Below are 18,294 nucleotides of genomic sequence, written 5' to 3'. Positions count from 1 at the left end.
CCGCATGAGCGCCCGATGATCGTCGAACTCATTCATAATCCGGCCTCCGGCACGTTTAATCAAACCCGGCTGGATGACCTGTCCCGCGCGTTCCAGGCATGCGGCGCGCAAGTAAGACTGGGCCGGACCGAGAAGGACGGGCAGTTCGAGATTTTTCCCGACTGTGATCTCGTCTGTGTGTCGGGCGGTGACGGAGCCCTGCAGCTGGTCGTCGCATCAATGGTTCGCTCCGGAATATCCAGGCCATTATGCGTGTTTCCCGCCGGCACGGTGAATCTGGTCGCGAAAGAACTTGGTTATTCCAGTGATCCGGAAATATTTGCACGCGAGATCATGGCCGGATTTCTAGACAAGCGAGTGGCGCGCCTCGAAGCCCCGCTGGTAACCAGCGACGGCCAGCCCTTCGTTGCCTGCATCAGTGCCGGTCCCGATGGACAGGCCGTCGCACGGCACAGCCCCGCGTTGAAAAAGCGCATTGGCGGCGCGGCTTATGCATGGTCGCTGATAAAGTTGCTCGGCGACTGGCCGAAGCTGCACTTTTCATTGGCAGTGGAAGCGCCCGACGGCACGACAGAACATCTGAATTGCAGCGCCGTCTATGTAATCAAGGCCCGATATTATGCCGGAAGCTGGGTCCTGGCGCCGGCAGCGGAATTGGGATCCAGGCATTTCCAGGTCATATTGCTGACTCGCGCCCGGCGCAGGGATTTTATCCGCTTCCTGCTCCGGATCGCGCGCGGTCGTGACCCCGCACAGCTCGATTTCGTCCGGTCCCTGCCGGCTCGTCGGCTAACGATAATCGCAAAGGACAAAATCTCCCGACTGGCCGCGTTTCAGGCGGACGGGGACACGCTGGCGGGTCAACCATATGAAATCAATATGACCGACCAGAGCGTTGCCTATTGCTTGCCGCTACCCGAATAATCGGAGGTTTTCAGGCGGCCCGACAATGGGCTGCAATCAGATCGACCATTTTCGGCAATTTGCTGGGTGGCAGATCGTGCCCCATGCCTTCAACCAGCTCGAACCGGGCGCCTTTGACATTGGCCGCGATATCCTGACCGCAGACGGACGGGATGAGCGGATCATCGGCGCCGTGAATGACCATCGTCGGCGCGGTGATCCGGTTCGCCGTCGGTCGCAAATTTCCGGTATCGATGATCGCCGCCATCTGGCGCTTCGGCCCGGGCGGGTAGAAGCCGCGTTCTTGCGCCAGTTTCATCATCGCCCGGCGTTCCTCCGGCCGGTTCCGGCCTTCCTCGGACGCGATCAGCGACGAAAAGGCGAGTCCCAGTTCCAGAGCCTCGTCCGGTGTCCGCGCTTTTGCGCGAGCCGTTTGCATCAGCACCTTGCGTACTTCGGCACTGGCTCCGGGAAGCCCGGGACCGTTGGTCGATGACATCACCGGTGTAAAGGACAGCACCCGGTCGGCATGATCCCCCGCAATCAGCTGACCGATCATACCGCCCATGGACGCGCCGACAATATGCGCCCGGTCGATCTTCAGGGCGTCGAGAACGCCGACCGCGTCCCTCGCCATATCGCTCAAATTATAGGGAGCCATTTGCCGATTCGGGAAAAAGCGTTTGGTGAGCATCTGCCGGATCGGATGCGGTGGCCGCACCCCGTCAAATTTATAGGACAGACCCACATCGCGATTATCAAAAGTGACGACCCGGAAACCTTCTTTAACCAGACCGTTGACGAAATCCATCGGCCAGTAGATCAGCTGGGCGGTATAGCCCATGACCAGCAATATGGCCGGATCCTCGGGGTTGCCGTGATCTTCTGCTTCGATATTGATACCATTGGCGATGACTTGCATGGACGGTTCCTGAACTACGCGAAAACAGGATAAGTAACAGAAAGCACAAGCGTTACAAGAACCGCAGCAATCAAAGGCTAGGGCATGGCTTCAGGGTCCGGCTGGTCGCTATCATTGTGCGCCATATCGGCGTTGTTACCGACCGTTATCGCACCCAGCCGCGCCACCTGATTATCTTCGTCCACCACCGCTCGCGCGCCAAGAATCACCGGAACCTGGATCGCCTGCGCTGACAATTTGGCAATGCGGACCGTGTAAATGCCGTAGGGAACACCATCGAACAGGAAGAATCCGTCAAACTCGGTCTGGGTCTCGCGAACGACGCGGCCTTCGCCGTTCACCAGTTCCATGCCGACACCGGCAATCGCGCCGCCGCCCCTGCGCACCAAGGTCCCCTCGACCTCGCCGGCACTGACCAGCGGCAGTTCGACGGTTACCGCAACACCGGGCCGCGGCGTAATCACCACACCGGGGAGAGCGGGCTGCACGAAGGGATTGGACAAGCTGCTGCTGTCTATCCCGATCAATATTGGCCGGAAGGGCAGCAGATTGTCGATAATCGCCCGGCCATTGGTATCCGTAGCGGTCAGCGTCACCGACTGGCCGGCCGTCAGCTCGACATTTTCAACCAATGGCTCTCCGGCCTGACGGATTCCGTCCCTGTTTTCGTCCCGATAGACGATCGCCAGGGCTTGGCCGCTATTGGCCAGCTTGTTGCTCGACAAACGGAATTTTCCGCTTCGGGGATCAGGTCCCAGACTGAACGCCAGGTTCAGACCGGCTGCCACCGATCCATCGGTCGCGGCCTCGGCGCTCGCGGTGACCGAAAAGCGGTCAAAACGGCGAACAATCCCGATGCCTGCACGCGCGCGGTCGAGACTCGCGTCATAGCCCAGCTCGGCCCGCCAGTCGGACCGTTCGCCAGCCCGCCATTCGCCGGTAAAATCAACCCGTTCGAAACGCTTCTCCGGCGCGAGCCTGTACACCGCTTCACCGCGCAACCGGACCTTGCCGATCCGCCCGGTGGCAAGCAGCCGTGCATCGAGCTGATCCGGCGCACCTGCACCCGAATCACTAAATCTTTTTTCCCAGTTGAGTTCGCCGGTTAGAGACAAGTATCTGAGATTAAACGACATTCTCCCAGTCACATCGAGAATTTCGCGGCCGTCCGAACGCGTCTCATATTGCGTATCGATATGAAAAGGCACCAATTTGCTGCCAATTTTGAAACTATGATCAATCGCCAGACTATGGCGTGAACTGATATCTTCTTCGATCTGGTCCGAGATATATTCGTCTTTGGTCCAGATAGATTCGGCGGTAATATAGCTATTGCCAAGCTGTCCGAGCAGCTGGCCGCGAAACGCCATCCCGTCACCGAGGTTCGATGAAGCCGATAGCTCAACCAGCGTGGGGCCCACCGCCCGGCGAACCGATCCCTCAAGATAATTGTGGCGATCGCCATCGATTTGCAGACTGAACAGCGAGGCTGCAACCGAGGTTTTATTATTGAGACCCCGTTCAACCCCGACTCCGCCGCGCCAACCGGCCTGGCGGATCGGCAAAAACTCCCCGAGCCGGATCAGATCCTCGCCGGCCTCGTGAATCCCTGCCCAATAATAAGTATCCCGGGGTGGAATAGAGTCCAGACCCACCGGAATCACCTTGGTATCGCGTCTTATCTGTCCTTGCGGGCCGTATAGCACCACTTCGATACGGTTCTGGCCGTAAAGCAAGGGAACATCGAGAAATTCATAACGGCCATCGGTGCGATTTTCGGCAAAAGCAAGCAACTGGCCGTTGCGATATAGTTCTGCGTCCCAGCCATTGGGCAGTTCGCCGCGGAAGCTGGTCCGATCAAAACTATCCGGCCGTTCGACGGGCCGGTTGGTCACCAATGCCCCGCGTCCTGCGACCGACTGGGACACCAGCGGCGTGGAGAATGTCGATACATCGCCCAGGGCGAAATGGGTGGCCTTCAACGGTCCGAGAAGCTGGCCCTTCGGATCGGTTCGATAGGCTCGAACCCTGAGATTTTCAGGTACGCCTTTGTTATCGGAGGACAAGCGGGCATCGAAGCTCGCTTTGCCGACTTCGCCGGACGCAAAAAGTTCGTACCGCAGGTCAAATTTCTGCCCCGATCGCCTGTCTTTCAGTCCACCAGCCGAAACCACGGCATCCACCGACGGGGTGCGCCAGAATTTATAGGGTTCCGACGATTGCGGCAGACCGGACAGATCAAAACTCTTGTGCGGACGGATTTTGGCCGCCTGTTCCTTGCGCTCGAGCGCGCGTTCGAAGGGCAATTGGGTGTCGGATTTGAGAGTCAGCAGCGCATTGGACAGATCGGGGATGAATTTCACATCAAACCATTCCGACAGGCTTTTCACGTCAACGCACCAGCCCTCGGGCACGTCATATATTTGCCCGGACCGCAATTTTGCCGGAGAACCGGCCTTTTGCACCATTTCATTGTCACGATCGATGGTGAGCGTCTGGTTCTCGGTAAAGATCCAGCCAGTTGCGCGGCGCGACTTTTTGTCGAGCCGGAGCGGAATGTCCATCGCCATGATGACATCGGCAAGATCGACACAGATTCCGTTATCGGTCTGATAGCCGCGAACGCCGTCTCCCAGCCGATAATTGCCAGACCGCAGGTCAAACAATAAGGCATCATCGTCGTTTGCGGTCCAGTCGGCCATCGCCTGCGCAGGCGATGCCATGAACAGCGAAGCCGCCGAGATCGCAATGATCCCCGCGGCCTTGACCAGGGCGTGGTAGCTCCGGCCGATTATATCATATCGCTCATTCATGGTTCATATCATGACTTCGTGACGGCGTGAGGCCGACATAAGTCATTGTTATGAAATGATTATCTAAGAACCATGTCCGTTTTGGCGATAAGTCCTCCGCCGGAATTCGCGGGTTCGTAATATTCAACCGATACCTGGCCTTTGAGCTGCGCTGCCACTTCGGGTGGTACCGGAAGCGTAACGCTGCGCTGGCCGACTTCCGGATAGACCGCAATCCCCCGTGCAACCATGACCGGCTCGCTTGTTCCCGGCTTTGTAACCCGGATTTCGCCATATACCGACCGATCGCCGGTTCGACTAAGATCAAAGGTCAGTGCCTGGCCATCCCCCTGCTGTTCCATCCTGCCGTTGGCGATAGCAGCAGTCGCCTGCAAATTGCCCTGACGGATGATCACGGGGATGGTGACACCGTAAATCGGTGTCAGGGATATCGAGAAACCCCCTTCTGGTGCATTCTGTTCGGTAACAGACCGGGCCTCGGGAATGGCGCGAAACAGAAGATGCGCGCGATATTCTCCATCAGGCAGACCTTCGGGAGCTCTGACGCCAAGGCGGATCGCCTGCGGCTGGTTCGGCGGCAGCGTCACCCGGCGTGGCGCGTAGCGGATCATTTCCTTTGCAGCCCGCTCGATGTCGTTTTCCTGTTCTGCGCTGACATCTTCCAGACGACCTTCGCTGGTCATCCGGCGCAGTTCCAGCGATATCCGGTAAGTGGCCGTCTCCGAGCCGATATTATTCAATATAACTTCGGTCCCGCGCTGCCCGTCGAGGACAACCCGGGTCGGCGCAACCAACAGGTCACCCGCTGCCTGTGCCGGCGTCGATGATAATGACATGGCTGACGCCAAGGCGCCCAGCCCGATGCAGCATTTCTTCAATAGTCTAAATCTCTGGATGGTCATGATATTCTCCGGCTTACTGGTCATTCGGAGAGGTTGGCTTCCCACAGCCGGCCCCACACAGCCCTTATGGCTAAATAGGGTTACCAAAGCGCTAACCATGGACGATTCCCGGTCATTGTCTGACCGCCCTCAACTTGCAGAAGTTCATAAAAAAACCCGTCCGCAACCCAAGGTGCGAACGGGCTTTTTAGTGCTGATCGGCGGCTTTCTGCCGTCGGTTCAGTTTTTACTGATAGCTGACGGTTACGTCAAAGTTGCCCACATAGGCGCCATCAGCCTGGTTAGCAGCAACGGCAAGCGTGCCGCCAACTACAAAAGCGTCGGTTCCATCAAGAACGATGCTCGTGACGCTGGGTGTCAGCGAAGCAGACATTGTATCCAAATTCGCGTTGGTCAACGTAACCGACGCATCAGTCGAGATCGTGACGGTTGCATTCTCTGTACCGGTAACATCAAAACCGGCAGCGGAAGTTGCGCCGGAACAGACGATTGCTGCACTGCAAGTTGCGGTGCCAGCAGCATTCACAGCGACAGTACCGGCAGATGCACCGCTTACGATCGTACCGAAGTCAAGATCACTACCATCGGAAGTTACGGTAACCTGTTGCAGGATATTTGCTTTTGCGTCGGCAGATGCAGTTGCAGCATTGGCTGCATTCGCGCCCATGACAGATGCCACAAGCACGGAAGAAGCCAAAGCGGCTTTCATAAATTTGGTCATAGTTCTGGTCCCTATTTTTATATTACTACCGAAAGGGCACGTGCGGTGCGCTCCCGTCAAACCCACTGACCGGAACGTCGCCTGTACCAACATTCGACATTGCTTATCCGAGGGAAAGGATAAAGCTTTGCTGCCAGTCATGGTTAATATTTTATTATCTGACTAACATATTGAAATATAGAGATATTATGGGTGGTTTGGTGCGAAATCTTTCGCGATATTTGCCATCCTTGGTAGCAATCCGGACCATTTCCGGACTCTAGTAGCTAGATATGTTCGCCGGTAAGGCGCTGGCAAATCAGGTCGAGTTGATCGAGATTCGCATATTCAATCGACATGGAACCACCCTGCCCGTTCGACTGGATAGTCACTTTCAGCCCGAGCAAATCCCCGAGATGCGTTTCCAGCGCCTGGATATCCGCATCGGTTTCCGACATCGCCGCCTGTTTTCTGGCAGACAAGGGTTTGTCACCCGCTAATGACTTGCGGACCAGACGCTCGACGTCGCGGACCGACAACCCCTGTTTGACTATTTGAGACGCCAGCTCTTCGGCAGCGGGCGCGTTGATCAGCGCCCGGGCGTGACCCATGGATAATTTTTCGTCGACGACAAGACTCTTCACACCATCGGGCAGTTCGAGCAAACGCATGAGATTGGCGATATGACTCCGCGATTTGCCGACAATCTCGGCAAGCCGCGCCTGGCTATGCCCGAAATCCTGACTCAGCCGCGCATAAGCTTCCGCTTCTTCGATCGCGTTGAGATCCTTGCGCTGGACATTCTCGACAATCGCAATTTCAAGCGTTTCTTCGTCGTTAAGATTGCGAACAACCGCGGGAATCTGATGCAGCCGGGCGCGTTGCGCGGCTCTCCAGCGGCGTTCACCGGCGACGATCTGGAAATTCTTGCCATGGGGACGCACGACAATCGGCTGAATAACGCCGCGCTGCCGCATACTGTCAGCCAGTTCGTCGAGCGCGTCGGTGTTGAACGTCTGCCGCGGCTGATCGGGATTCGGCCGGATATCGGACACCGCAATCGAGCGTAGTCCGTCAATAGCCGGCGCCGGTGCTTGTCCGGCATCATTATTACCGGAGGCACCCGGTGCTTCGGTTACAATCGGTTCTTCCCGCTGGATCTCGCCAAACAGACTATTGAGGCCCCTGCCCAGTCCGGTCGCGCGCTTTGGCGCCTTCTTGTTCCTCTCATTCACGGTCGTTTCGTCGGCCATCACGCAGCTACCTTTCTGTCCGGCAAGCGTCCGATCAATTCGCGGGCAAGGTCGATATAGGCGACGGACCCGCTGCACCGGTAATCATAGATCAGCGCCGGAAGGCCATGGCTCGGCGCTTCCGAAAGCCGGACGTTGCGCGGGATCACGGTTTCAAATACCACATCTCCGAGACAGGCCCGGACATCATCGGACACCTGTTCGGTCAGTTTGTTGCGACGATCATACATGGTCAGGACCACGCCCATCACCGAAAGCTGGCGATTGAATCGCGCGCGAATCCGCTCGACCGTTTGCAGCAACTGGCTCAGCCCCTCGAGCGCGAAAAACTCGCACTGCAATGGCACCAGCAGGGATTCCACCGCAACCATCGCGTTGAGGGTGAGCAGACCCAGCGAGGGCGGGCAGTCGATCAGGCAAATATCCCAGCGGCCGTTGTCTGCGCTATCCAGTGCTTTTTTCAGACGATGGGTCCGCTCTTCGAATCCGACCAGCTCGACTTCGGCACCGGACAGATCGACGGTCGCGGGAACAATCTCCAGTCCGGGCACTTTGGTCTGGTTGATACAATCGGCGAGCGGCACGTCGTTGATCAGCAGATCATAGCTGCTGTTGACGCGATCGCCTTGCGAAAGTCCGAGGCCGGTGGAGGCATTGCCTTGCGGATCGAGATCGATCAGCAGGACTTTCCATCCGCTGGCGGCCAGCGCGGTGGCCATATTGATTGCTGTGGTGGTCTTGCCCACTCCGCCTTTTTGATTGGCTATTGCGATACGAACCATATTCAGTTCAACCTCGAAAAATAGGTTTCTAGCCCTTTCCCACCAATATTCCGGCATCCGGATCGGTCAAACTATGTTCCACGTGGAACATTTTTTGCCTTTTTGGCGACAGGCCTTTAAGTTCCCTTACCGCATTTTTACCTTTAGGTAAGAGCCAAACCGTATTTTCTGTGGAAAAGCGGTGCGAAAGTGCGATGAGCCGATCCAGCGGAGCAAAAGCGCGGGCGCTTATAACGTCAGCCGGGAAGCTTTCTATATTCTCCAACCGGTCGGCAATGACACTCGCATGATCACTTATGCCGGTCTGATCTACCACCTGATTGAGAAACTCTGCGCGGCGTTTCCGGGACTCGACCATATGCACCTGATAGGGTGTCAGTATCGCAATTATGATCCCGGGAAAGCCGGCGCCCGTTCCGAGATCGAGCCAGATCTTTCCGGTTTCCGGCGCCGGGGCATAGCGCAACAACTGGGCGCTATCAACGACATGGCGGGACCACAGGCTATCTGCGCTGGCCTTGGATATCAGATTCTGTCGCTGCATCTCGTCGCGCAACAGCGCGTTGAATGTTTCAAGCCGCTGCCATGTTTCACGTGAAACATCATATTCTGCGCGAAGCCAGGCTTGCGCTTCTTCTTCCGTCATGCGGCGATATTCCTTGAATCCCGGCGACGGGCGTGAACGAGAATCGCGGCGAGCGCCGCAGGCGTTATGCCTCGGATCCGCGAAGCTGCAGCCAGACTGTCGGGCCGCGCCGTGGTCAGTCTTTCGACCATCTCGTTGGAAAGCCCGGCGATGACGCCATAATCGATATCGTCGCCAAGGCGAATTTGCTCGTTGGCGCGAAGATCGCGCAATTCCGATTCCTGCCGTTCGAGATAGGGCGCATAGCGTGCATCCTCCTCAATCTCGGCCATCAGGTCGACATTGCCGGTCTTCAAACATGCTTCCAAATCTTCCAATGAAGCGATGCTGATATTCGGAAAACGCAGCCATTGGAACAGGCTCTGCTTGGTACCGTCACGCCGGACATTGATCCCGAGCTTCACCAGATCTTCGCTCGAATAGACCGATTCGAGCGCCGCAAAAATATCATTACGCGCTTGCTGGCGGTCGCCAAACCAGACGGCACGTTCCGCAGCAACGCAACCCAGAGCCATTGCTATCGGGGTCAATCTGGTCGACGCGTTGTCCGCCCGCAAGCGCAATCGATATTCCGCCCGAGCGGTCAACATGCGATAAGGCTCGGTGACACCCTGCAACACCAGATCGTCGATCATCACCGCCATATAGCTGGTGCCGCGATCGAGCATGGGCGCGTCCTTGCCATGCACCAGACATGCGGCACCGATCCCGGCGATCAGTCCCTGGGCCGCTGCTTCTTCATATCCGGTGGTTCCATTGATCTGGCCGGCGCAATAAAGCCCATCCAGATCACGGACCTTCAACGAACGGTCGAGGGCGCGTGGATCGATATGATCATATTCTACCGCGTAACCGGGAACGATGATCTCGGCATTCTCCAGTCCGTCCATGCTGCGCACGAAGGCGAGCTGAACATCGGCGGGCAATGAGGTGCTGATCCCGTTCGGATAGACGAGATTGGTGTCGAGGCCTTCCGGCTCGAGAAACACCTGATGCGAATCGCGATCGGCGAAGCGATGAATCTTGTCCTCGATCGAAGGACAATAGCGCGGCCCCTGCGCGTCGATCGCGCCGCTGAACAAGGGAGAGCGATCAAGCGATCCGCGGATGATTTCATGGGTCTCTACATTGGTCCGGCTAACCGCGCAAAATGTCTGCGCGACCGTACGCCCTTTTGACAGCGGCGACATCGTCCAGCCGTCATCGTCAGATGGCTGCTCGGGCAAGACCGCCCAGTTGATCGTCCGGCCGTCAATGCGCGGCGGCGTTCCGGTTTTCAATCGGGCTATCGGCAGTCCCGCATCACGGATCTGTTGGCCCAGCGAAACAGAAGCGGCCTCGCCTGTCCGTCCGCCCTCATGCCGTTCCTCGCCGCGAAATAATTTCCCGTTGAGAAATGTACCGGTGGCAAGGATCACAGCCTTGGCATTGATTGTCGATCCGTCCGCCATGACGATTCCGCTGACCCGCGATTCCGACATGATGAGACTGGCCACTTCGCCCTCGACGATGGTCAGATCGTCCTGGGCGTCGAGCATCCTGTGAATCGCCGCTTTATAGAGTTTGCGATCTGCCTGGATCCGCGGCCCCTGCACCGCTGTGCCCTTGGACAGGTTGAGCATACGATAGTGGATCGCGGCAGCATCGGCGGCGCGACCAATCAGCCCGTCAAAAGCATCGACTTCCCGCACCAGATGGCCCTTGCCGAGTCCGCCGATTGCCGGGTTGCAGGACATCGCCCCGATGCTTTCGCGGGTGAAGCTGACCAACGCGGTAGACGCACCCATGCGCGCCGCAACAGCGGCAGCCTCGCAACCGGCATGGCCTCCGCCAACCACAATGATGTCAAATTCTTGGCTCATGCTGCGGCCCATAGCTCAAGCGGGTTTGCAGGTCAAAATCTACCGGTGCCCTCTGCTGTTCCACGTGGAACAATCATTTGCCGATACAGAATTTTCCGAACAGGCCGTCGAGCATATCTTCGGTGCTCGCCTTGCCCGTGATCTCGTCAAGCGCCTTGCGGGCCATGCGCAGATGTTCCGCGACGATAAGATAATCCGCTTCGTCGATAATCGCAGACAGATTGTCGCAGGCGTTCGAAAGCAGATTGGCCTGGCGTGCGTTGATGCTGACCTGGTCACCATCGGGGAGGATGTCTTTCGCCCGGACGATCAGATGATCGACCAATGCGTCCATGCCCTGACCGCTGACCGGCGATAAGGTGAAGGCGGCACTGACTTTCGGTTGATGCTCCGGATGATCGCTGCGAGAACTGACCTCGATGAGATTGTCCTGCGCCGGTCCCTGCCCTTCATCACCTAGCCACAAAATAATATCCGCAGCCGCAAATTGTTGATGCGCGCGATCGATGCCGATCTGCTCGATCGTCTCTGCTCCGCTCTCCCGAACGCCGGCGGTATCGATGAAAAGAAACGGAATGCCGCCCAGGGCAATCGGCACCTCGATCACGTCGCGGGTGGTTCCGGCTATATCCGAGACGATTGCCGCTTCCCGCTCGACCAGAGCGTTGAGCAATGTCGACTTGCCGCTATTCGGAGGACCGCCGAGCACCACTCTAATCCCGTCGCGCAATTTTTCCGCACGTGGCCGCTCCAGCAGATTGCGCATTTCTTCGACCAAAGGCCGGGCGCTGTTCTGGACTACCGCGGCCTGCTCGGGCGCAACATCATCCTCGTCGGAGAAATCCAGCTCCGCCTCGACCCGCGCCGACAGCGACAATATCTGCAATTGCCAGTCATTGATCTTGCGCGATAGAGCCCCACCGGCATTGCGGACCGCCGCCTTGCGCTGCAATTCGGTTTCGGCGAACAACAGATCGGACAGACCCTCGGCTTCCGCCAGATCCATTTTTCCATGAGTAAAAGCCCTTCGGGTAAATTCACCCGGCTCCGCCTGCCGCAAACCATCAATCTGTTCCAGCGCCGCTTCTATCGCCCGGATGACCGCGCGGCCGCCATGGCAGTGAATTTCGGCGAGATCTTCACCCGTGGCGCTATTCGGCCCCGGGAACCACAGGCACAAAGCTGAATCGAGCAGCTCCCCGTTAACCATATTGGTAATATTATGGAGTCCAGCAACACGCGGTTTTGGTAAATTACCGGTGAGGGATTCGAGCGCCTGCCCTGCTCGCGGACCGCTGATCCGCAGGATTCCTATGGCTGCCGGCGGTTGTCCGCTGGACAATGCGAAAATTGTATCATCAGCGGACAACATCACGGAAAGCGGCAGCTAGTCGCTCTTTTTCTTGGTCGAGGTAGATTTTCCGCCGCCCGATGCAGCGCCCATGGCACCGGTCAGGAAGGACGAAAACATCTTCAGACCCGCCTCGCCCATTGGCGCGATGATCTTGGTGAAATTCTGCAATTGCTCGACCGAATTCGCACCCTGCAGGAACTTCGACATTTCCTGGACGTAGCTTTCGTTGAGTTTCGCGACGTCGGGCAAGCCGATCAGGCGGCGCGCCTCTTCCGGTGTGCAGTCCAGTTCAACGCTGACTTTCATTATATATTCCTCTGTTTGGCCATCGCGACGAAGTTCCCCCTCCACGCAACAGGTTGATGTTCGACCTTGCCTGCCACCGATATGGGGATATTGTGGTCAAAGAATCAAGACATGATGCAAAGGAACGACAAGATGGGTGCGATCGAACAGGTAAAAACATTGAGCGGAGACGCCGAAATTCCCTGCTATATGGCACGTCCGCAGGGAGAGATCAGCGCCGCTATCATCGTCATCCAGGAGATTTTCGGCGTCAATGAAGGGATCAGGGCGAAATGCGACCACTGGGCCAGCCAGGGCTATCTCGCCATCGCTCCCGACCTGTTCTGGCGGATAAACGAAGGCACCAATCTCGATGCCGATGTCGAGGCTGAATTCCAGCAGGCGCTCGACCTGATGGGCAAATTCAACCAGGATCAGGGCATTCGCGACATCGAAGCGGTCATCCATTTTGCCCAGAACAGCATAGGCAGCCACAAAGTCGGCTGCGTCGGTTACTGCCTCGGCGGCCGTCTCGCCTTCATGACCGCCGCACGCACTGACATCCGGGCATCTGTCGGCTATTATGGCGTCGGAATCGACGGTCTGCTCGATGAGAAGCACGCGATTGCGCACGAAGTGATGTTGCATATCCCCACGGCCGACGGATTTGTCCCCGCCGATGCGCAGGCAGCAATGCACGCCGGACTGGACGATCATCCAAAGGTGACATTGTACGATTATGACGGCCTCGACCACGGCTTTGCCGCCCAATTTGGCGCGCGCCGCGACGAAGCCGCCGCAACATTGGCCGACAGCCGTACCGAAGCCTTTTTCAAGGAACATCTGGCATGAGCGCACGCGACAGTCTGAAAGTCTGGCACGACCATTTTGCAGACAAGGATGGAAGCGGCCTGCGCGACCAGATCGCAGAAGACGCGGTATTCCACTCCCCCGTTGTCCACACACCGCAAGCCGGCAAGCCGCTCGTTGTCGCCTATCTCAGCGCGGCTGATATCGTGCTCGCCAATGACAGCTTCCGCTATGTCCGTGAAATTGTCGACGAGAGTAAAAATATGGCGATGCTGGAATTTGAACTCGAGCTCGACGGGATCCAGGTCAACGGCGTCGATATCATCAGCTGGAATGACGGCGGCAAGATTCAGGACTTCAAGGTTATGGTCCGGCCACTCAAGGCGATCAACAAGGTCTGGGAAGAAATGGGCAAGATGCTGGAGAAGATGAAGGGTTAGACTAAACGGACCTTTACGAATGACATACGTTCCTCGATGCTAGCCTTGGGCAATTCAATCAGGACATAACCATATTCTCTCCACGCCGCTGTTACCGCATGATAAGTCGCCTTGGCTTCGGCCCAATCCTGAATCCGATCCAGATCACTACGATAGATTTCCTTCCACGGAGGAGCGACAAACACCGGGCCAGAATATCTATGGTTGCGACATGCCTGATCCAGTTCATCGGGTCTAGGCAAGCCCATCAGGTCAAGAAAACCAGCGTTATCCGGAAAGCCACGATCAAACAGCCAGTTCACGCCGGATGAATTGGCCGTTTTGAACTTCTCAAGATCCAGTTTCAATATTTCGAGCGAATAGGCCAGCGGATCACGCTTTCGCAAATCATGGCCATCAGCCCGGGCCAGAATAGCGCGACCGGACTCGCTACCAATAGCGATTCCTTCGAGAGATAATTTCTCACAGAGGGTCGTTTTACCGGATCCTGGGCCACCCGTTACAATGGCGATATTTGTCGCGTTCAGGATCACCCGAACAGCGTCAAAACACCAATCGTCTGCTCGTCACCGACCAGGCCGGAATAGATCATCTTGCCGGCGACATAGACGATGACCGCCAGCCCCAGATAAGCAATCCATTTGTAGCGCTCGATATATTTGGCGATGACATTGGCCGCGAGGCCCATGAGCGCGACTGACAGCAGCAGTCCGATCACCAATATACCGGGATGCTCCCGCGCCGCGCCAGCCACGCCAAGGACATTGTCGAGGCTCATTGACACGTCAGCTGCGGTAACGGCCCATACAGCCGCCCAGAAGCTTCTCTGCGCCTTTACGCCGCTGCGTTCGTCGCCTTCAATCTCTTCCGATCCGGGAGATTCGCCTTCGTGGAAAATCTCGCGGTAGAAACTCCAGCCAACCCAGAGCAGCAACAAGCCACCAGCCAGCACCAGACCGACAATCTGCAGCAATTGCACGACAATCAGCGCAAACAGGATGCGCAATATCAGCGCGGCGGCGATACCGATCAGAATGACCTTGCGCCGCTGTTCTGCTGGCAAGCCGCCAGCCAATGCGCCGACAACGATTGCGTTGTCCGCTGCAAATACCAGATCGATCAGCACCACCTGCCCGAAGGCCGCCAGCGCTGCCGGTGATCCGATATTGGAGAAATCATGGACAATCGCTGCCCAGATGTCGGAAACAGAACTGAGACCGCTTGCGGCGAAGGTGAATATTGAAAGAAGTTCAATCATGGAAAATACAGGGTCCAAAATAATTCACCTCGGGCATAGGGTCATAGAAAGAGTGAAGCAAGGCACGCCATTGTTGATAATCGTCTGACTGGCGGAATCGTTCCCGATGCGATTCAATCCGGTCCCATCGGACCAGCAACAGATAGCATTCTCCATCATCTGAAGAAGGCCGAACCTCGATCAACTGAAAGCCCGGCTGACGTGCAATAAGCGGCCTGGCTTTTGCCATTGCCCGCTCAAAATCATCCGATTGCCCCGGCCGGACACACAATATCGCATGTTCCAATATCATCGGGGCAATCCGGAGATTTTACTGGTTCATGCTGTCGAAGAAATCGTCGTTGGATTTTGAATCCTTCATCTTGTCGAGCAGGAATTCCATCGCGTCGATTGTGCCCATTTGCATGAGAATACGACGAAGAACCCACATTTTCTTCAGCTTCTCGTCCTCGACCAGCAATTCTTCCTTACGCGTACCGGATTTTCCGACATCGAGTGCCGGGAAGATACGTTTGTCGGAGACCTTGCGATCCAGCACGATTTCCGAGTTGCCGGTGCCCTTGAATTCTTCAAAGATCACTTCGTCCATCCGGCTGCCGGTATCGATCAGCGCGGTAGCAATGATCGACAGCGAACCGCCTTCCTCGATATTACGGGCAGCACCGAAAAAGCGCTTAGGTCGTTGCAGCGCGTTCGCATCCACACCACCGGTCAGCACCTTGCCGGAGCTCGGTACGACGGTGTTATAGGCACGGCCGAGACGGGTAATCGAGTCGAGCAGGATGACAACATCATGCTTGTGCTCGACCAGGCGTTTGGCTTTTTCGATCACCATTTCGGCAACCTGCACGTGGCGGGTCGCGGGTTCGTCAAAGGTAGAACTGATCACTTCGCCCTTTACCGAGCGCTGCATGTCGGTGACTTCTTCCGGCCGTTCGTCGATCAGCAAGACCAAGAGATAAACTTCCGGATGATTGTCGGTGATCGCCTTGGCAATATTCTGCAGCAAGACGGTTTTACCGGTGCGCGGCGGCGCAACGATCAAGGCGCGCTGGCCCTTGCCCTGCGGCGAAATAATATCGATCACCCGGGCAGACTTGTCCTTGTCGGTCGGATCGAGACTGTCGAGCTTGAGCTTCTCGTCTGGATAAAGCGGCGTGAGATTGTCGAAATTCACCCGGTGACGGACAGCGTCAGGTTCGTCAAAGTTGATCGCGGTCAGCTTGGTCAGCGCGAAATAACGCTCGCCATCACGCGGGGCCCGAATTTCGCCTTCGACCGTATCACCGGTGCGCAGGCCGAATTTGCGGACCTGGTTGGGAGAAACATAAATATCATCGGGACCGGCGAGATAATTGGCTTCGGGCGAGCGCAAAAAGCCAAATCCGTCGGGCAGCACTTCGATCGTGCCGAGGCCCATGATCAGTTCGTCCTGATCGGCGAGTTCTTTCAAAATCGCGAACATCAGATCCTGCTTGCGCAGGGTCGACGCGCTTTCAACGCCCAGTTCTTCCGCCATCGAGACGAGACCGGCGGGCGATTTTTCTTTTAATTCTTTTAAATGCATGGAGTTTTATCCAGATGTTTTGGGAAATCATATTTTTTGCATGTGTGCAGCTATTTGCTGGCTTCGAAATTCGATATACATGAAAATTTAGCCCGGACGGGCTTTGGCGTTTATTTACGCCTTTGTTATTTGAGTGTCAACTAACGCCATTCAAAATGGCTTGATGATCACCAATATCACAATGATCGCCGCGGCAACGCCAGGAACTTCATTGACCAGACGCAGGCCTTTATCCGTCATTGTCCGTTCGCCCCGCGCCAGTTTTTTGGAATAGGCCATCATCCAGCCATGATATCCGGAAAGCGCCAGTACCATCAGCAATTTGGCGTGAAACCAGCCCTGACTGAACGCGCCGATATTATAGGCAAGCGCCAATCCAACCACCCAGACGACGATTAGGGACGGATTGAGAATGATCTTGCGGAGCTTGCCCTCGCGCTCGATCCATTTCCCGTCTTCTTCCGAACCGACCGCGGTTTCCTGATGATAGACGAAAAAACGCGGCATCATGAACAGCCCAGCCATCCAGAAAATCACGAAGATCAGATGGGCCGCTTTCAACCAGAGATAGAGCATCGACAGAATTTCATTCATTGCCTCACAAGTGTAAGCAGCTTTTCAACATGTTCAATGGGCGTGTCCGGTAAAATGCCGTGACCGAGATTGAAAATATGCGGGCGATCTTCAAACACTTGAAGGATATGACGGACCGATTGTTCCAGCGCTTCGCCGCCGGCAATCAAAGCCAGCGGATCGAGATTGCCTTGCAAGGGAATCTCGGATGGCAGATTTGCATGGGCCCAGACCGGATCCACCGTTTCATCCAGACCAATCGCGCTGGCTCCGGTTTCATTCGCATAAGCGACCAGTTTCGCGCCGGCGCCCTTGGGAAAACCGATTATCGGCAGATCGGGATGAACCGCTTTCAGCCGCGATATGATTTCCGCATTGGGCGCGATTACCCATTTTTCAAATTGTGCCGGTGATAAAGATCCGGCCCAGCTGTCGAACAGCTGCACCGCATCGACGCCGGCCTCGATCTGGCCGAGCAGATATTCGACCGTATTCTCGATGATTGCGTTGATCAGTTCGGAAAAAGCCGCTTCGTCCTTGTACGCAAAACGCCGGGTGACACCCTGATCCTTGCTGCCCTGTCCGTGGACCATATAGGTCGCGACGGTCCAGGGGCTGCCGGCAAAGCCCATGAAGGTTGTTTTGTCGTCGAGCCGTTCGGCAACCCGGCGCACCGTGGCGTAAATAGCTTCAAAATGCTCGGGAGCACCCTCTAGAGACGACAAAGCGGCATCAACCAGCCTTGGTGCCAGCCGGGGTCCTTCTCCCTTCTCAAACCACAGTTTCTGGCCCATCGCATGCGGGACGATCAATATGTCTGAAAACAGAATCGCACCGTCAAAGCCAAAACGCTTGATCGGTTGCAATGTCACTTCCGCTGCCGATTCCGCATCATAGCAAAGTTCGAGGAATCCGCCCTTTTGCGCACGCAATTCGCGATATTCCGGCAAATAGCGGCCTGCCTGACGCATGAGCCAGACCGGCGTTTGATCGGTTTTCTTGCCGAGCAATGTCTGGAGGAGAATTTTAGGGGAGTCGGTTCCGTTCGGCATAGAAAGACGGTCATCCATTATATATATTTAAGTATTAATTATAGAATTGTTGTTGATGATAGAGCGTGGAAAAGGCGGTAACCTGCCAGCGCCGCAAATACAAACAGATTGACAGGTGGCCGTAAACGAAAAATTAACCGATTCTAGAATTTGATCCCCGCTATCCACAGTC

Annotated in this window: 19 protein-coding genes; 3 read left to right on the top strand and 16 right to left on the bottom strand. The window is 56.4% G+C overall.

Annotated features, from left to right (window positions below; genetic code table 11):
* Positions 1-15 precede the first annotated feature (15 nt).
* Positions 16-924, top strand: coding sequence for a diacylglycerol kinase family protein (locus AACZ86_RS00505; RefSeq protein ID WP_339688561.1), 909 nt, complete (start codon positions 16-18; stop codon positions 922-924).
* Positions 925-934: 10 nt separating this feature from the next.
* Here AACZ86_RS00505 and AACZ86_RS00500 read toward each other — a convergent pair whose 3' ends face one another.
* The 10 genes from AACZ86_RS00500 to AACZ86_RS00455 form a co-directional block, all read right to left on the bottom strand.
* The gene (locus tag AACZ86_RS00500; RefSeq protein WP_339688559.1) at positions 935-1,825 is read right to left on the bottom strand and encodes an alpha/beta hydrolase; all 891 of its coding nucleotides are present in this window, start codon (positions 1,823-1,825) and stop codon (positions 935-937) included.
* Between the two features lie 77 nt (positions 1,826-1,902).
* Complete coding sequence (locus tag AACZ86_RS00495; RefSeq protein WP_339688557.1) at positions 1,903-4,638, bottom strand: carboxypeptidase regulatory-like domain-containing protein; 2,736 nt, start codon at positions 4,636-4,638, stop codon at positions 1,903-1,905.
* Between the two features lie 59 nt (positions 4,639-4,697).
* A complete protein-coding gene (locus AACZ86_RS00490; protein WP_339688556.1) occupies positions 4,698-5,564 on the bottom strand; it encodes a molecular chaperone in 867 nt (288 codons plus the stop codon).
* A 202-nt stretch (positions 5,565-5,766) separates the two neighbouring features.
* Positions 5,767-6,261: a DUF4402 domain-containing protein gene (locus AACZ86_RS00485; protein ID WP_339688553.1), complete on the bottom strand. Its 495-nt coding sequence runs from the start codon at positions 6,259-6,261 to the stop codon at positions 5,767-5,769.
* Between the two features lie 266 nt (positions 6,262-6,527).
* Positions 6,528-7,493 (bottom strand): ParB/RepB/Spo0J family partition protein, encoded by a 966-nt coding sequence (locus AACZ86_RS00480; RefSeq protein WP_339688551.1) that lies wholly within the window; start codon positions 7,491-7,493, stop codon positions 6,528-6,530.
* Positions 7,493-8,275, bottom strand: coding sequence for an AAA family ATPase (locus AACZ86_RS00475; RefSeq protein WP_339688549.1), 783 nt, complete (start codon positions 8,273-8,275; stop codon positions 7,493-7,495). The genes AACZ86_RS00480 and AACZ86_RS00475 overlap by 1 nt, the downstream gene beginning before the upstream one ends.
* A 28-nt stretch (positions 8,276-8,303) precedes the next feature.
* Positions 8,304-8,921 (bottom strand): 16S rRNA (guanine(527)-N(7))-methyltransferase RsmG, encoded by a 618-nt coding sequence (rsmG, locus tag AACZ86_RS00470; protein ID WP_339688547.1) that lies wholly within the window; start codon positions 8,919-8,921, stop codon positions 8,304-8,306.
* On the bottom strand, positions 8,918-10,783 hold the full coding sequence (gene mnmG, locus AACZ86_RS00465; protein ID WP_339688544.1) for a tRNA uridine-5-carboxymethylaminomethyl(34) synthesis enzyme MnmG: 1,866 nt from the start codon (positions 10,781-10,783) through the stop codon (positions 8,918-8,920). The genes rsmG and mnmG overlap by 4 nt, the downstream gene beginning before the upstream one ends.
* Positions 10,784-10,856: 73 nt before the next feature.
* A complete protein-coding gene (mnmE, locus tag AACZ86_RS00460) occupies positions 10,857-12,155 on the bottom strand; it encodes a tRNA uridine-5-carboxymethylaminomethyl(34) synthesis GTPase MnmE (RefSeq protein WP_339689352.1) in 1,299 nt (432 codons plus the stop codon).
* A gap of 15 nt (positions 12,156-12,170) precedes the next feature.
* Positions 12,171-12,443: a DUF6489 family protein gene (locus AACZ86_RS00455; RefSeq protein ID WP_339688543.1), complete on the bottom strand. Its 273-nt coding sequence runs from the start codon at positions 12,441-12,443 to the stop codon at positions 12,171-12,173.
* 132 nt (positions 12,444-12,575) lie between these two features.
* Here AACZ86_RS00455 and AACZ86_RS00450 point away from each other — a divergent pair, with 132 nt between their 5' ends.
* On the top strand, positions 12,576-13,274 hold the full coding sequence (locus tag AACZ86_RS00450; RefSeq protein WP_339689351.1) for a dienelactone hydrolase family protein: 699 nt from the start codon (positions 12,576-12,578) through the stop codon (positions 13,272-13,274).
* A complete protein-coding gene (locus AACZ86_RS00445; RefSeq protein WP_339688541.1) occupies positions 13,271-13,672 on the top strand; it encodes a nuclear transport factor 2 family protein in 402 nt (133 codons plus the stop codon). Before AACZ86_RS00450 ends, AACZ86_RS00445 begins: the two co-directional genes overlap by 4 nt.
* On the opposite strand, the gene AACZ86_RS00440 is transcribed toward AACZ86_RS00445, so the two are convergent.
* The 6 genes from AACZ86_RS00440 to hemE form a co-directional block, all read right to left on the bottom strand.
* Complete coding sequence (locus tag AACZ86_RS00440) at positions 13,669-14,205, bottom strand: AAA family ATPase (protein WP_339688538.1); 537 nt, start codon at positions 14,203-14,205, stop codon at positions 13,669-13,671. The two genes, AACZ86_RS00445 and AACZ86_RS00440, sit on opposite strands and share 4 nt — an antisense overlap.
* Positions 14,202-14,930, bottom strand: coding sequence for a YjbE family putative metal transport protein (locus AACZ86_RS00435; protein WP_339688536.1), 729 nt, complete (start codon positions 14,928-14,930; stop codon positions 14,202-14,204). The genes AACZ86_RS00440 and AACZ86_RS00435 overlap by 4 nt, the downstream gene beginning before the upstream one ends.
* The gene (locus AACZ86_RS00430; RefSeq protein WP_339688534.1) at positions 14,923-15,222 is read right to left on the bottom strand and encodes an antibiotic biosynthesis monooxygenase; all 300 of its coding nucleotides are present in this window, start codon (positions 15,220-15,222) and stop codon (positions 14,923-14,925) included. Before AACZ86_RS00430 ends, AACZ86_RS00435 begins: the two co-directional genes overlap by 8 nt.
* A gap of 18 nt (positions 15,223-15,240) precedes the next feature.
* Complete coding sequence (gene rho / locus AACZ86_RS00425) at positions 15,241-16,497, bottom strand: transcription termination factor Rho (RefSeq protein WP_339688533.1); 1,257 nt, start codon at positions 16,495-16,497, stop codon at positions 15,241-15,243.
* 150 nt (positions 16,498-16,647) lie between these two features.
* Positions 16,648-17,091: a CopD family protein gene (locus AACZ86_RS00420; protein ID WP_339688532.1), complete on the bottom strand. Its 444-nt coding sequence runs from the start codon at positions 17,089-17,091 to the stop codon at positions 16,648-16,650.
* Positions 17,088-18,122 (bottom strand): uroporphyrinogen decarboxylase, encoded by a 1,035-nt coding sequence (hemE, locus tag AACZ86_RS00415; RefSeq protein ID WP_339688529.1) that lies wholly within the window; start codon positions 18,120-18,122, stop codon positions 17,088-17,090. The genes AACZ86_RS00420 and hemE overlap by 4 nt, the downstream gene beginning before the upstream one ends.
* Between the last annotated feature and the right edge of the window lie 172 nt (positions 18,123-18,294).

Source organism: uncultured Parasphingorhabdus sp. (genome assembly GCF_963975735.1).
GTDB lineage: Bacteria > Pseudomonadota > Alphaproteobacteria > Sphingomonadales > Sphingomonadaceae > Parasphingorhabdus.
This window is presented reverse-complemented; position numbering and strand designations above follow the sequence as displayed.

What these genes read in the sequence shown, in the direction of transcription:
- AACZ86_RS00505 (WP_339688561.1), top strand. Translation starts at nt 16, where the DNA reads ATGATCGTCGAACTCATTCATAATCCGGCCTCCGGCACGTTTAATCAA.
- AACZ86_RS00500 (WP_339688559.1), bottom strand. Translation starts at nt 1,825, where the DNA reads ATGCAAGTCATCGCCAATGGTATCAATATCGAAGCAGAAGATCACGGC.
- AACZ86_RS00495 (WP_339688557.1), bottom strand. Translation starts at nt 4,638, where the DNA reads ATGAATGAGCGATATGATATAATCGGCCGGAGCTACCACGCCCTGGTC.
- AACZ86_RS00490 (WP_339688556.1), bottom strand. Translation starts at nt 5,564, where the DNA reads ATGACCAGTAAGCCGGAGAATATCATGACCATCCAGAGATTTAGACTA.
- AACZ86_RS00485 (WP_339688553.1), bottom strand. Translation starts at nt 6,261, where the DNA reads ATGACCAAATTTATGAAAGCCGCTTTGGCTTCTTCCGTGCTTGTGGCA.
- AACZ86_RS00480 (WP_339688551.1), bottom strand. Translation starts at nt 7,493, where the DNA reads ATGGCCGACGAAACGACCGTGAATGAGAGGAACAAGAAGGCGCCAAAG.
- AACZ86_RS00475 (WP_339688549.1), bottom strand. Translation starts at nt 8,275, where the DNA reads ATGGTTCGTATCGCAATAGCCAATCAAAAAGGCGGAGTGGGCAAGACC.
- rsmG (WP_339688547.1), bottom strand. Translation starts at nt 8,921, where the DNA reads ATGACGGAAGAAGAAGCGCAAGCCTGGCTTCGCGCAGAATATGATGTT.
- mnmG (WP_339688544.1), bottom strand. Translation starts at nt 10,783, where the DNA reads ATGAGCCAAGAATTTGACATCATTGTGGTTGGCGGAGGCCATGCCGGT.
- mnmE (WP_339689352.1), bottom strand. Translation starts at nt 12,155, where the DNA reads ATGTTGTCCGCTGATGATACAATTTTCGCATTGTCCAGCGGACAACCG.
- AACZ86_RS00455 (WP_339688543.1), bottom strand. Translation starts at nt 12,443, where the DNA reads ATGAAAGTCAGCGTTGAACTGGACTGCACACCGGAAGAGGCGCGCCGC.
- AACZ86_RS00450 (WP_339689351.1), top strand. Translation starts at nt 12,576, where the DNA reads ATGGGTGCGATCGAACAGGTAAAAACATTGAGCGGAGACGCCGAAATT.
- AACZ86_RS00445 (WP_339688541.1), top strand. Translation starts at nt 13,271, where the DNA reads ATGAGCGCACGCGACAGTCTGAAAGTCTGGCACGACCATTTTGCAGAC.
- AACZ86_RS00435 (WP_339688536.1), bottom strand. Translation starts at nt 14,930, where the DNA reads ATGATTGAACTTCTTTCAATATTCACCTTCGCCGCAAGCGGTCTCAGT.
- AACZ86_RS00430 (WP_339688534.1), bottom strand. Translation starts at nt 15,222, where the DNA reads ATGATATTGGAACATGCGATATTGTGTGTCCGGCCGGGGCAATCGGAT.
- rho (WP_339688533.1), bottom strand. Translation starts at nt 16,497, where the DNA reads ATGCATTTAAAAGAATTAAAAGAAAAATCGCCCGCCGGTCTCGTCTCG.
- AACZ86_RS00420 (WP_339688532.1), bottom strand. Translation starts at nt 17,091, where the DNA reads ATGAATGAAATTCTGTCGATGCTCTATCTCTGGTTGAAAGCGGCCCAT.
- hemE (WP_339688529.1), bottom strand. Translation starts at nt 18,122, where the DNA reads ATGCCGAACGGAACCGACTCCCCTAAAATTCTCCTCCAGACATTGCTC.